General features: G+C 57.3%; 12 protein-coding genes and 1 pseudogene. 11 read left to right on the top strand and 2 right to left on the bottom strand.

The features are described from left to right. The first annotated feature begins 53 nt into the window (after positions 1-53). The 3 genes from DRW39_RS00370 to DRW39_RS00360 all read left to right on the top strand — a co-directional run bounded on the left by DRW39_RS00370 (position 54) and on the right by DRW39_RS00360 (position 2,099). The gene (locus tag DRW39_RS00370) at positions 54-434 is read left to right on the top strand and encodes a YkvA family protein (RefSeq protein ID WP_116105016.1); all 381 of its coding nucleotides are present in this window, start codon (positions 54-56) and stop codon (positions 432-434) included. A gap of 78 nt (positions 435-512) precedes the next feature. Beyond that, positions 513-1,034, top strand: a complete 522-nt coding sequence (locus DRW39_RS00365) for a hypothetical protein (protein ID WP_116105015.1) — start codon at positions 513-515, stop codon at positions 1,032-1,034. Positions 1,035-1,046: 12 nt separating this feature from the next. Further along, complete coding sequence (locus DRW39_RS00360; RefSeq protein WP_116105014.1) at positions 1,047-2,099, top strand: PspA/IM30 family protein; 1,053 nt, start codon at positions 1,047-1,049, stop codon at positions 2,097-2,099. Between the two features lie 2 nt (positions 2,100-2,101). Here the strand turns inward: DRW39_RS00360 and DRW39_RS00355 are convergent, their stop codons facing one another. Next, entirely contained in the window at positions 2,102-3,148 is a 1,047-nt protein-coding gene (locus tag DRW39_RS00355; RefSeq protein ID WP_116105013.1) for a trypsin-like peptidase domain-containing protein, read from the bottom strand. A gap of 80 nt (positions 3,149-3,228) precedes the next feature. Between DRW39_RS00355 and DRW39_RS00350 the strand changes: the two genes are divergently transcribed. From DRW39_RS00350 to DRW39_RS00330, 5 genes are all read left to right on the top strand, one after another. After that, positions 3,229-5,004 carry a MutS-related protein gene (locus tag DRW39_RS00350; protein ID WP_116105012.1) on the top strand — a complete coding sequence of 592 codons (1,776 nt, stop codon included), beginning with the start codon at positions 3,229-3,231 and terminating at the stop codon, positions 5,002-5,004. 6 nt (positions 5,005-5,010) lie between these two features. Further along, positions 5,011-6,027 (top strand): UDP-glucose 4-epimerase GalE, encoded by a 1,017-nt coding sequence (gene galE, locus DRW39_RS00345; protein ID WP_116105011.1) that lies wholly within the window; start codon positions 5,011-5,013, stop codon positions 6,025-6,027. Then, entirely contained in the window at positions 6,003-6,791 is a 789-nt protein-coding gene (locus DRW39_RS00340) for an MBL fold metallo-hydrolase (RefSeq protein ID WP_198664730.1), read from the top strand. The genes galE and DRW39_RS00340 overlap by 25 nt, the downstream gene beginning before the upstream one ends. A 108-nt stretch (positions 6,792-6,899) precedes the next feature. Further along, positions 6,900-8,753 (top strand): OstA-like protein, encoded by a 1,854-nt coding sequence (locus DRW39_RS00335; protein WP_116105010.1) that lies wholly within the window; start codon positions 6,900-6,902, stop codon positions 8,751-8,753. Between the two features lie 13 nt (positions 8,754-8,766). Further along, a complete protein-coding gene (locus DRW39_RS00330; RefSeq protein ID WP_116105009.1) occupies positions 8,767-9,636 on the top strand; it encodes a hypothetical protein in 870 nt (289 codons plus the stop codon). Between the two features lie 84 nt (positions 9,637-9,720). Here DRW39_RS00330 and DRW39_RS00325 read toward each other — a convergent pair whose 3' ends face one another. After that, positions 9,721-10,599, bottom strand: coding sequence for a glycoside hydrolase family 73 protein (locus tag DRW39_RS00325; protein ID WP_116105008.1), 879 nt, complete (start codon positions 10,597-10,599; stop codon positions 9,721-9,723). Positions 10,600-10,955: 356 nt separating this feature from the next. On the opposite strand from DRW39_RS00325, the gene DRW39_RS00320 reads away from it, so the two are divergent. The 3 genes and pseudogenes from DRW39_RS00320 to DRW39_RS00310 form a co-directional block, all read left to right on the top strand. Beyond that, complete coding sequence (locus DRW39_RS00320) at positions 10,956-11,798, top strand: hypothetical protein (RefSeq protein WP_116105007.1); 843 nt, start codon at positions 10,956-10,958, stop codon at positions 11,796-11,798. 3 nt (positions 11,799-11,801) lie between these two features. Continuing rightward, the gene (pfkA, locus tag DRW39_RS00315) at positions 11,802-12,788 is read left to right on the top strand and encodes a 6-phosphofructokinase (protein WP_116105006.1); all 987 of its coding nucleotides are present in this window, start codon (positions 11,802-11,804) and stop codon (positions 12,786-12,788) included. A gap of 115 nt (positions 12,789-12,903) precedes the next feature. Beyond that, positions 12,904-13,818: pseudogene (locus tag DRW39_RS00310) on the top strand (hypothetical protein); the annotation flags it as partial. Positions 13,819-13,903 lie beyond the last annotated feature (85 nt).

Here is a 13,903-nt window from a genome sequence, read left to right as displayed (position 1 = left end):
GTAATAACCGCTTTGGGGGTTTGTGCGTTTTATCTTAAAGTTTAGCTTTTGCCATGACTACCGATAGCTACCGCCGCTTCTTTCGTCTCGGCCCCTTCTGGAAAAAGTTGCCCGGGCTGGCCCGAACCGCCGGATTACGGTCCGTTTACACCGCCCTGCTGCTGTACTACGCCTACGAACGTAAGGATACGCCGGCCTGGGCCAAACGGACTATCCTGGGTGCGCTGGGCTACCTGTTGATGCCCCTCGATGTTATTCCGGACCTAACCCCTATTCTTGGGTATACCGACGACTTTACCGTACTGGCTGCCGGCCTGACTACCGTAGCCGCCTATATCAATAGCGAGGTGAAGGAAAACGCGCAGGCTCGCCTCGCCACCTGGTTCCCCGCCGCCGAGGCGAAGGAATTGAACGAAATAGACGAAAATCTCTGATCATCCCGTTCCTGCTGTCGGGCATCCGTACGGCAACCGACGGAACCTTACATTTGTCCCTGTCCTAAAGATTGTTGCATGTCCGATAGTAATAACCGATTTGCTAATGCCCTGATGAAAGCCCTGGAGAAGAAGAACCTGGAAGGCTTCGATTATCTGGAGTTCAAGCAGTCGGTAGGCCGCCTTACCGAAATCGGCATGGATCTCGACACCGCAATCAATTCCGCCTTTATCACCGGCTCGTCGGTCGGACTGACCAAGGAAAAACTGATCAAGACCGCCAACTACTACTCGGAAGTCCTGCAGGATGAAAAGGGGCAGTTCATGCGCAGCCTCGAAAAGCACCTGGTCGACAACGTAGAGGGTAAGGCCAAACAGACCAGTGAACTGAAGAAAAAAATTGCGAATTGGGAGTCCAAAATGCAGCAGCTTCAGGAGCAGATTAACCAGGCCAAAGCGCAGATCGAGGCTTCCGATAGCCAGATCAATGCCGCCCGGACAAAAGCGGAAGAGAATCAGAAAGGCTTCGATGAAGCTCTGGAGGTCATTACCAATACGATTCGCGAGGACATCAATAACATCCGCCGCGTCCTGTCCTAAATTTCCTATTAAATGACGCCACCAGACACCAGTACGAAAAAATCTTTCTGGCAGCGCCCCGAGGGCGTCACCGGCCTGATTTTTTTGGTGGCCATTTTGGCGGGCTTAGGCTTTGTACTCACCACCTTCGCCGGCGTAATTATTCCCTTTTTGTCCACTACCCTTGGTCTGGTAGTGGCGGGACTCGCGCTACTGGCCATCGTTTTCGCTATTGCCGACCCCCGGTCGCGTACCCTTTTCGGATACATGTATAAAAGCTCCATGCGCAAGCTTACGGGGCTGTTCGTCAACATCGACCCCATTGGTATCCTGAAAAGTTACGTGGAAGAACTGGAGCGCAATCTGCAGGAGATGCGCAAACAAATCGGGAAGATAAGGGGGCAGATGCGCCACCTCACTACCCTCATGGAAACGAATGAGGCCGAAGTGAAGAAGCAACTTAAACTCGCCTCGCTGGCCAAGGAAAAGGGTAAGAACCAGCAAATGATCCTGAGCAGCCGCCGGGCGGCCCGCCTGCGGGAGAGCAATGAGAAATACCAGGTGCTACTGAAAAAGATGGAGGTCCTCAACCGGGTACTGAATCGCATGCACCAGAACAGCGAAGTGCTGCTCGAAGACACCCGCGATCAGGTCGACCTTCGTATTCAGGAACGCAAGGCCATCCGGGCCAGCCACGGAGCCATGAAATCCGCGATGAGCGTTATCAACGGCGACCCCGACCAGCGGGCCATGTTCGACCAGGCAATGGAAGCCATCGCCGAGGACGTAGCCAATAAAGTCGGTGAGATGGAACGCATGATGGAACTGAGCAACGACTTCATGGCCAGTGTGGACCTGCAAAATGGAGTCTTTGCCGATGAGGGCCTACGTATGCTTGAGGAATGGGAGAAAAAGAGTGACCTCCTATTGAGTGAGGGGCACATCGAATTCGACCTGGACGATAAGTCACACACCACCGAAGGGAAGGAAAACCTCGACCTCGAAGACCTCACCCGCCGGCCGGACGCGCAAACCCGCCAGAGCGGCACCGGCCCGGAATCGGGCTACGACCAGTTCTTTAACTAGCACTAGGACCAGCCCGCCCCGTAGGTTTCCACCAGGATGTTATCGTAGGCGTCGGCCTGCTCGAAGAGGTATTCGAAGCGCGGCAGCGCCGTGTCCACCGTGAGGTACCGATCGTATATTAACAGGGAAAGAATGATGTCCCGCCCGTAAGTAGAGAAACTGAGCTGTTGCGTCCGCGCATTCTCCCTTAGCAGATAAGCAAAGAGTTCGGGGGAGGGCACCTCGGGAATCTGACACAGGTAAGCATCTCCCGTAACCAGTCCGCTTTCTTCGTGGTAGGCAATTTGGATGGTCGCGCTGCCCTGCCGGATGTTCCAGAGATTGGGGCCGCGGCGCGCCAGGCGTGGGTCGTGCCCACCGGTACGGATAATCTCCTCGATCGTCGCGGTAACGCCGCTGGGTTGGGCATCCTCAAGCTGGCCAGGCAGAATCAGTTCGGCACCGCAGTTGGGGCAGCGGCCGCGTGGATTGGCATCGACTTCGAAGGTGAGTTGCCGGCATTCGAAGCAGCGGGTCGCCGGCCGTCCTCCTCCGCGGTGAAAATCGTCCAGAACCTCCTTAAGGACGGTCGCGGGCAGTGCAAGCGTTCCGCCGTCGTTTTCCGGGGCGTCCATCATATTGATGCCCAGCAGCCGACCCTCCCCCCCGTAAGCACCACTGCCGCTCTGCGAGCTTCCCTGGCGGGCGTCGTGAACGAAGTAGGAAATTCCGTGGCGCAGATAGCTTTCCCTCGTCACGGTACCGCTAGCTTCCCGCCGGTGTTCTCCGAAATGCTGTCCCAGGGAAGTGACAGCCTCCCCGACCACCGGCATCCGCGTAGCCAACCTGAGCGGCGGCTGCCCGGCCGGCTCCCGTAGCCGAAGAAAAGCGAGATCATAGTAGGGGTCCAGGTAGATGACCGGCGCCAGCTGTTCCTCGGTCCCCTCGCCGCCAATGACGACGGAGGCGCTGTCACGAACCACGTGCTCGTTCGTGACAATCAGGTCATGCTGGGGCAGGTAAATGCCCGTACCGGTACTGAAGGGCGTCGCCACCTGGAAAACGTACATCGCTAGCTGGTTTCCAGCCCAAGGTAAGTAGCCGGCCCGTATAGCGCGTCCGGCCGGAATTATATTGGCATCTTTGCGGCGTGAACGATCCCCTCACTTACTACAACAGCCTGGCCGCATCCCGTCGCGATCTGGCCGGACGGCTACAACAGCAATACGACCGCCTGGCACTCGTTCGACTGCTCGTTTTCTTCCTGTTGGTAGCCGCGTTGATCGTGGCCTGGTCGCAGTCGCTACTGGCGGGACTCCTGACCACCGTCATCCTGCTGCCCCTTGCCGCCGTCGGGATTCGTCGGCATCTGGCCCTGGGTAGACGGGCGGCGGAGGCGCAGGTACAAGCGGAAATCGCCAAAGGTGAGCTTTGTGGCCTGTCCCACGACTTCCGTCACTACCCCGATGGGTCGGCCTTTCTGGAGAGCGGACATCCGTACGCCATCGATCTCGACATCTTCGGCCCCTTCAGCCTGTATCAGTTTATCAATCGAACGGTTACGGCAGTAGGCGCCCGCCGCCTGGCCGATCACCTTTCCGTGCCGGCCACTCACGCGGAAGCACGTAGCCGGCGGGCCAACGGACAGGCTCTCTCGAAGCATCCGGATTGGTGCGTGGAATTCCGCACGGTCGGCCATGACCTGCGCGATGACCCAAACTACACCCAACGCTTACTACAGTGGGTCGACCGACCATCGCGGGCAAGCGGTACCGATGTCCGGGTTATGCGGTGGCTCGCTCCCTTGCTTACGGTAGCGGGACTCTGGTTCTGCTTCACGCAATCTCCCTGGCAACTGGGGCTACTTTTCTTCGTGCCGGCTTTCGCGATGCTTCGGCGATACCATGAACTGGCCAGCTCGGAGCACGCCTACACCGCCGAGGCCGGTCGGATTCTTCAGGCTTACAGCCGTCTCCTGGCCCAGATCGAAGAGCGGTACCCGGAACATTCGGCCGGTGCATCGTCGTCAATTAATCGACTGGCCTACGCCGTCAGCCAGCTGGACGTGCGATATAACCCCTTCGTGTTCCTGCTGGAGATCAGCGGGCTGTGGAGCCTGCAGTGGCTGTACCGCCTGGACCGCTGGCGGGAAGCGAACCGGGAACACCTGGAAAGCTGGATTGACGAACTGGCACGGGTCGATGCCCTCGTCTCCTGGGCCACGCTCCGTTTCAACCGCCCGGACTGGACCGAACCGGAACTGACCACCGCGCCGACACTTGAAGGTCAGGGGCTGGGACATCCCCTGCTGGCGCCGGGCGGGCGGGTCACGAACGATATTGACATTCATACCGACGGACACATCCACCTGGTGACGGGCAGCAATATGGCGGGAAAATCAACCTGGTTGCGAACCGTGGGATTAAATGTCGTTTTGGCAAGAGCAGGCGGTCCGGTGTGCGCTTCTTTCCTGCGCACCGCCGCCCTACAGGTTTGGACCTCCATGCGGACACAGGATGACCTGAGTGAAAGTACCTCCAGTTTCTACGCGGAGCTTAAACGGTTGAAGGCCATCATCGAAGCGGTCAGCACGCCCGGAGAGGACGTATTCTTTCTGCTCGATGAAATCCTGAAGGGTACGAACAGTCGGGACCGGCACACGGGATCCCGGGCGTTGATCCGGCAGCTGATCCACGAAAAAGGAGCCGGGATCATTGCCACCCACGACCTGGAACTGGCCGATCTCGAAAACGAACCCGGCAGCCGGGTAGAGAATTACGCTATGGAGGTACAGACCCGGGACGGTGAACTGGTATTTGATTATAAACTTCACCGCGGGGTAAGCCGTAGTTTTAACGCCACGGCCCTGATGGCCCGCATGGGCATCAAGATCGATCCGAAAGACATCAAACTAACCCACGACTAAGCAAACATGAGTAAAGGCAAAATTCTAGTAACCGGAGGAACGGGCTATATCGGCAGCCACACCGTCGTTGACCTCCTGGAGAACGGCTTCGAGGTGGTTAGCGCCGACAATTACCACAACAGCAAGGCGAGCGTAATGGACGGCATCGAGTCCATCACGGGCGTACGGATCGTCAACCACAATATCGACCTGGCCGACGCCACGGCCACCGCCAAGCTCTTTGAGGAACACCGGTTCGACGGTGCCATTCACTTTGCCGCCTATAAAGCCGTCGGAGAAAGCGTAGAGAAACCCCTGGAGTATTTCCGCAATAACCTGAACAGCCTGATGAACGTCATTGACGGTTTGCGGTCGCAGGGAAGCAGCAATCTGGTCTTCTCTTCGAGTTGCTCGGTATACGGCAATGCGGACGAGCTGCCCGTGACGGAAAGCACTCCGCGCAAAGAGGCGGAAAGCCCATACGCCCGCACGAAGCAGATGGGCGAGGACATCCTTTACGACTTTTGCGCCCAGCATAAAGATTTCAATGCCATCCTGCTCCGCTACTTCAATCCGGCCGGAGCCCACCCGAGTGGAAAGATTGGGGAAGACGCCGCCAACCCGGCCAGCAACCTCGTGCCGGTCATCACGGAAGTGGGATGCGGTAAACGGGATAAGCTGACCGTATTCGGCGACGATTACGACACGCGTGACGGTAGCTGCATCCGGGACTACATTCATGTGTCCGACCTGGCGCACGCGCACACCCTGGCCGTAGAGGCCCTAATGGCCGGCGGCGGATCCGAAAACCCGGCCCTTTACAATCTCGGGATCGGGGAAGGACTGACGGTACTGGAAGTAATTAACGCCTTTGAGAAAGTCAGCGGTAAATCGCTTAATTACGAACTGGGGCCCCGCCGACCAGGCGACGTGGTGGCAGTGTACGCCGACCGAAGCAAGGCGACCCGGGAATTAAAGTGGGAACCTAAATACGGCGTAGAGGACATTATGCGCACGGCATGGGCGTGGGAGGAAAAACGATAGCGCTGCAACTGCGGTTGCTAGGAACGGCGACCTCACAGGGCGTACCCGTAATTGGCTGCCACTGTGCGACTTGCCGCTCCCGCGACCCCCGGGACAAACGACTGCGGACCAGCGCCGTACTCTCCGCCGGCACGGCTAATCTGAACATCGATGCCGGGCCGGACTTCCGAACGCAGATGCTCCGGGCCCGGGTGGAGTGCCTGGACGGGATTCTCCTTACCCACGAGCACAACGACCATACGGCCGGGCTGGACGACGTGCGGCCCTTCTGCTTTATGCAGGAGATCGATATGCCGGTGTGGTGTCTGCCAAGAGTAGCCTCCGACCTGAAGGAGCGCTTTGCATACACCTTTACGAACTATCCCGGCGTACCGCGACTGGATGTCCGGGAGGTGGCCTTCGGGGATGCCGTTCCTTTCGCCGGAGAGGAGCTACGGCTGCTGCGCGTCAACCACGGCAAGCTGCCGATCGTCGGCTTTCGCATTCGCGACCTCGCCTATCTGACCGACGTGAAAACTTTACCCGCCGAAACGCTCGAGCAACTGACAGGCCTGAAGACCCTGGTAATCAGTTGCCTCAACCACCAGGGTACGCACAGCCACCTATCGGTGGAAGAAAGCCTGGGCTATGCCAGGCAAATCGGCGCGGCCCGCACGGTGTTGATACATATGAGTCATCGATTAGGGCCTCACGCCGAGTTTCAGGAAAGCCTGCCTCCGGGCATCGAAGTAGGCTACGACGGCATGTTGCTGGACATCCCCTAGCCGCCATCATACCTGGGGCGTTAACGAGCCGTTAAAGGGCCAGATTGACTCCGCGTTCCGGCGGTGCCGGCCGTTTCCCCGTAGCAAGCGGTTACCTTTGCGCCTTCCATGATTTTACGCCTCCTTCTACTCCTCTTCATCGTATCGATCGCGGCGCCCGGCTTCGGGCAGCAGGCACCGGTGTCGGAGAAAAAGGAAGTAGTGAATATCGATCACGCAAACGAACTGCGGATCCGGCAAAAGGGCACCGCCCAGCGGCTGATCGGGGATGTGGAACTGAGTCAGGACAGTATTTTCATGTACTGCGACAGTGCCGAATTGGTTAGGGAGGTTCAGTTGTACGCATACGATAACGTGACCATCCAGCAGGGGGACAGCATAGCCGCTTTTTCCGAATATTTGGATTACAACGCGGAGACCCTTCTCGCAAAGTTGCGCCAGGACGTGGTATTGCAGCGTGGGGAAACGGAGTTGTTTACGGAGGAGCTGGATTACAACCTGGCCACCAAGCTGGCTACCTACCATACCGGCGGGCGGGTCACTAATGGAACTACGGAGCTTCGGTCAACGCACGGATATTACTACGCGGACGATCGAAATGTATACTTCCGGGACAGCGTGGTCGTGGTGGACGAGCGATTCGAAATGCGGGCGGACACCCTCCGCTACGACCTGGCGAACGAACGCGTCTACTTCCTAGGACCGACGGTGATCCGCAGCGACACCCACAATATCTACTGCGAGGCGGGCTACTACGACGTTGCCCTGGACGAAGCGATATTCCAACAGAACGCCCAGTACCGGAGCGGCGACCGACTCGCGGCGGCCGACTCCATCCGGTACTACGGCGACCGGGAAGTGTACATCCTCAAGGGCGATGCCTACGTAGCCGAGGGCGAGTTCCAACGCGCCACGGCCGACCGTATCGACTACTACCGGGCCGAGGACCGCTACCAGCTACAGGGGAACGCAACAGTCGTTGACTCCGTGCAAACCGTCAGCGGTGACACCATCGATTACAATGCGCTCACCGAAAGTTATTCCGTCACCGGTGGGCGGCCGCAGGTGTCCAATCCCCCCATGGTCCTGACCGCGGACCGGATGTACTCCGACGAAGTAACGGGATTGGGCCGCGCCGCCGGCAACCTCATCTGGCGGGATACCAGCGCCGATCTGCAGATCGAGGCAGAGGAGGCGGATTTCAACCAAACGACGGGTTACCTGAAGGCCTACGGCGGCCGTCGGGGTCGGGCCCTGCTCACTACCCTACTTGAACAGGATACGATGTACATGGCCGCGGATACGCTGCTGTCCGTACGTTCGAACAAAGTAGACGTGAATGGAGACACCGTCCGGACCCTGTCGGCCTACCATGACGTGCGCATCCTGAAGAGTGATATGCAGGCCCTGGCCGATAGCCTTCAGTTTAATACGGTCGATTCGGTGCTGACACTCTACAGTGATCCGATCCTTTGGCAGGATACCAGCCAATTGACGGCAGATACCATCGATTTATACCTGAAAAACAATGCGCCGGACCGGGTACAGCTTCGGCGCAATGCTTTGGTGATCACTTCCCCGGATCTGATTTTTTTCAATCAGGTGAAAGGAAAAGATATCATCGCCTACTTTGATAGCAGCCAGCTGCGTCAAACGGACGTGAAAGGCAATGCCGAAGCGATCTATTACGCACAGGATGAAGAGGGTGGATACATTGGGGTCAACAAGACCGCGTGTAGCGCTATGATCCTTTACTTCGACGCCGGGGCAGTGAATCGAATCAAATTCCTGAGTGCACCGTCCGGACGTCTCGATCCGATGGATGCGGTGGACCACGATGCCTTCCGCCTGGACGGCTTCCGGTGGGAAGCGGACCGCAAGCCGAAAAGCCTCGAGGACCTCTTTTCAACGGGTCCGTCACGGGAACCGGACGTGATTTTATTCGAAGCCGGCGAACGCTAGTTATTTTTGCCCCATGCCGCCAGCCCGTTTGGACTCCTTTAGCCCACCTACCTCCCAACCCGCCTTTGTGGTGCTCTCCCCCGTCGATGATCGTACCGGATGGCAAAGCGCGCGCCACCTGACCCTTGCGGCTACGCTGCTAACACTACTGCTGCTCTTTTTACCGGGTGTTCTCCCCGGCCAGATTGATTACTCCCTTATAAGTGCCGAACAGGCCATCGGATCCGAGGATTACCGTTTGGCATCCCAAATTTTGGATAGCCTGGAAGAGCGTGGCTCAGTCGGCCCGAATTTTTATCTCGCCCAGGGTAACGCGCATTTTGAAGCTGGAAATCCCGGCCGGTCCATTTTAGCCTACGAACGCGGCCTAAGACTACAACCCGCCAATGCGGATCTGATAAATAACCTGGCCTTCGTGCGGCAGTCAGCCGGCATCGCGACACCGGCCGTCTCCGAATTCTTCTTAATCCGGGCCTGGCGCGGAGCGGGTGCGTTACTGGGTAGTACAACTACCTTCATTCTGGCGCTGATCAGTTGGTGGCTGGCCGTCGCCGGCCTGGTCTGGTGGTACCTTCGCAGAGAGGGAATGGAGGAGAAACGAAGGTTTGCCCTGCTTCCCGGTGCGTTACTCTGTGCGCTACTGGCCATACTGTTTTACGGTCTGGGACAAAGTCGTGTCCACTCACTGGAGCGCTCGGACGAAGCCATCCTTCTTCAAACCGCGACACTACGCGTATCACCCACCGCCGATGGATCCGTTGAGGCGGAACTGACCGAAGGAGTGAAGCTGTACATCACCGACCAGGTAAACAGCTATGTAAAAGTGCAATTGGGCGACGGACGAACCGGCTACCTGCTGACCGAAGACATCGGCATCATCTAAAGCTTCTGGTAAGGGGCCGGCAGAGCGATCAGAAGCATACCACTACTCGATGAATTCGCGTACCAACTGCTTCCTCCGCCGGAATCAGACGCCGGCCCGGTCGTAGCGATGCAAGCCCAAATTCTCGATAATGGTGATGAGCTTGTGTCCGTACTTAGGATCGGTAGCGTAGCCGCAGGCCTTTAACCCGTGCGCCCACTTCACGTAGTCGCTACCGTGCTTCTTTAGTTTTGCATACCGTGGCGTATTTAGAAGAATACTGTGCTCGCGGAAGGAATCGGCTACGGAGTCGAATACGCGAAACATGTCGTAGCGGGTGTCGTCACCGTAGTTTCGGCAGGTACAGCCCAGGCACTTGCTGCGGCACTTGATACCGAAGTGGTTGTTGCTGTTGACCGCGAGTTTGCTATCTCCGGCATTGCTTTCCAATAAGGCCTGTGCCAGGGTGATACTGGCCGGGATGCCAAATTCGCTCATTTCCCGCCGGGCGGCGGCTTCGTGGCGGCGGATGTAATCGGTCACCCGTTGCTTTTTCCCGGCAATGATGCGAGGGTCCAGGCCCTTTCGCTCACCGTAATCGGGACTCAGCACCAAAGTGAGATTACTGATGTGGGGGGCAGGGTCGTCGGTCCGGGCTACGCTGGTAAACTCATCCAAACCTTCGTCGGTGTCGTCCGCTACGGTGTAAATGCGATCGCTGACCTGGGTATCGAAGCCATTCATCAATCGGTCGCTGAGCACGGTGAACCAAGCACCAACACCGGCTTCGGTCAGCACTGGAGTAGGATTGACCTGAGAAGATAGCGGGTCATGGACGGCGACCTCGACGGATAGACCCCGGCTAATACATACATACAGGATGATGCAGAGGAGTACCACTTCGACGGAGTAGTGTACTAGATAGTCGACCAGACGAGCAAGGCGGCGTCCGAGATCGGAGGAGGAAATTTGAGGAGCAGGCATGTCTTGAGTTGTTTTGAAGGTGTCGGTATCTAAAGCTGGAACCTGCTGCCGGCCCGTAGGCCAACACAAAGATAGTATACAATTTTTATAAAACAAACAATTTGTTTCATAAAATGGCTTTCCGGTGCCTCTCCTACCGTTTCAAGGTTTGTCTGACCCGTCCGGCCCCTAGGAAGCCATTCTACCTTACCCCATTTCCCGATGCATAAAACGGGTAATGCGCCCGCGTCACTTACCCGCTTACCATGAACGGCGACAAGTGTAACTTACGCACCCTGAGACGTCAGGCTGACTCACCGACCGGGGGCGGCTTAGTGTCAGTTTTACACTACCTTCGTAATTTAATAGTCGATATCATGATACTTGTTGCAGATTCCGGTTCTACCAAAGCCGACTGGGTATTATTACCCCAGGAGGGCGATAAATTATACGTCAGTACGCGGGGCTTTAACCCTGTCGTGCACCCGGTCGACCTGCTCCACAATGAGGTCCAGAAGCTATCCGAAGACCTTCTTCCCAAGGTGCACGTCAACGAAGTCCACTACTACGGAGCGGGATGCTGGGATTTTCGCCGCAAGAAGGTCATCTTCGACTGCATCAACAATGCTTGGCCGGGTGCCAAGGTGGAAGTGATGCACGACCTGCTCGGTGCCGCCCGGGCCACCTGTGGTGACGACCCGGGTATTTCCTGTATCCTGGGCACGGGCAGTAATACCTGCCTGTACGACGGAAAGGAGGTCATCGACAACGTTACCAACCTGGGCTACATGCTCGGTGACGAAGGCAGCGGGTCGCACCTCGGAAAAGCGTTTCTCCGTTCTTACTTTTACCGCGAACTGGACGACGACTTGAACGAGGCTTTCGAAAATTACACTACGGCGGACCGGATGACGGTAATCAACAATGTGTACGAATCGGAGATGCCGAATACCTATCTGGCCGGCTTTACCCGCTTCATGGGTGAACATACCGACCACCCGCTTATTCAAAAGATCGTATTCACTAGTTTCGCCGAATTCCTCGACCGTCACGTCCGAAAGTATAAGGGCCACCTCGAGCTTCCGGTGCATTTCATCGGTAGTATTGCCTTTCACTTTAAAGATATCTTGCTGGCCGCGCTGCACGAACGCGACCTCACCGCCGGCCGATTTATCCATAAACCCATTGAGGCACTCGCCGACTACCACTCCCCCAGTTAGCCTATGAAAAGACAGGATATCCGACGTATTGCCGTATTCACCTCCGGAGGAGACGCTCCCGGTATGAATGCCGCCCTGCGGGCCGTGGTCCGGACCGCCGCCTGGAACAAGTTGCACGTCTACGGTATCGAACGTGGCTACGAAGGGATGATCGACGGCCACTTTCAGCGGCTGGAGCGCCGCGACGTAGCCAACATCATCCAACGCGGTGGTACCATGCTCCGGACCGCTCGCTCCATGCGCTTTATGTCCAAAGAAGGTAGACAGGCGGCGCACGACCACCTCAAGGCCTACGACATTGATGCCTGTATCGCTATCGGAGGGAACGGAACATTTACCGGGGCCAAAATTTTCAGCGAGGAGTTCAACGTCCCCTTCATCGGCATACCCGGTACGATCGATAACGACCTTTACGGAACCGACTATACCATTGGCTTCGACACGGCCGTCAATACGGCTATCGACGCGGTGGACAAGATTCGCGACACGGCGGACAGCCACAACCGCCTGTTTTTCGTGGAGGTCATGGGCCGCAATTCCGGTTACATCGCTCTATACACGGCGATCGGTTCCGGGGCCAGCAGCGTGCTCATCCCCGAGGCGGAAACCAATCTGGAGGACCTGAAGTCCGTCCTGCGGAAGAATAAGGCCCGCGGCAAGTTATTTAGCGTCGTCATCGTAGCGGAAGGGCACCCGATGGGAGGCGCCACCGGTATCGCCGAAAAGATCCAGCACGAGCTGGCCAGTATGGAGCCCAAGGTGACGGTCATCGGTCACCTGCAGCGCGGCGGTTCCCCTACCGCCGCCGATCGCCTGCTGGCGAGCCGCCTCGGTCACGCCGCGGTCGAGATTCTGCTGGAAGGCCAGGAAAACGTGGCGGTCGGCATCGTCAACGGACAGGTCACCACGCACCCGTTCGAAGATGCCATTACCAAGGAGAAGAAGCCTCAGGAAGAATTGATCCGGATGGCGAGCATCCTGGCGATTTAGCCGAAGTATGGCCGGAAGAGAGGCCCGCAAGGATACTTAACCTACAGTTTACACCCCGTAACGAACTTGCGTCGCCTTAACCGTCTTCCACCACCGTCTTCTAGCAAATCATCGAATGGATATATCCCTGGTTATCATGTGGGCCGGTTTTATTCTAGCCGGTTACGCCGTAGTGGGTAATGATTCCATTCAAACGTTAGGCACGTTCCTCTCCTCCAACGAGGACAAAAAGTGGTACGTACTCTGGGCCTTTGCCGGTTCCATTCTCGCCGCTACCCTCCTCTACGGTTGGAGCCAGTACGACGGTGACGTCAGCTACGGTCGCCTGGAGTCTTACGCCTACGTGGAGGATATGGGCTGGCCCTATCTTCTTCCGCCGCTGGTGTTGATGCTGCTGACGCGCACCGGTATACCGGTCTCGACTTCCTTCCTCATTCTGACCTTCTTTAAACCCAAGGGTTTATTTGACATGACCATGAAGTCCATCCTGGGCTACGCACTGGCGTTTTGCGCCGCGATCATCGTCTGGCAACTCGTGACCCGTTGGCTGGATAAGCGATTCATCAACTCCGAGATGAGCCCCGGAGGCCAGCGTACCTGGACGGTGCTCCAATGGGGTTCGACGGGTTTCCTGTGGGGACAGTGGTTGATTCAGGACTTCGCCAATATCTTCGTTTACCTCCCCCGGTCTCTCCACATTTCGGAGATCATCATTTCACTGGTCATCCTCCTGACCATGCTGGCCGTGATCTTTTACAGTAAGGGTGGCAACATCCAGAAGATCGTCAAGGCGAAAACCAATACGACGGATATCCGGTCGGCTACGCTCATCGATTTCATCTACGGGATCATCCTGCTCTTCTTCAAGGAATTCAGCAACGTACCGATGTCCACCACCTGGGTGTTCCTCGGCCTTCTCGCCGGCCGAGAAATTGCCATCCGCTACCGCCTGGAACTGGATGACGAGCCCAGTGACCGTCCCCGGGCCAAAACGGCCTACTTCTTCGGTATGGCGCTGAACGTCGTCATCCTGCTGCTGATCGGCTACGTAGTTTACCTCCGCGACGCCGTCGATAACCTCGTGATCGTTGTCATGGCGGTGGTCATGGTCGCCC

Origin of the sequence: Lewinella sp. IMCC34191 (assembly GCF_003390935.1) — a bacterium.
Lineage (GTDB): Bacteria > Bacteroidota > Bacteroidia > Chitinophagales > Saprospiraceae > Neolewinella.
This window is presented reverse-complemented; position numbering and strand designations above follow the sequence as displayed.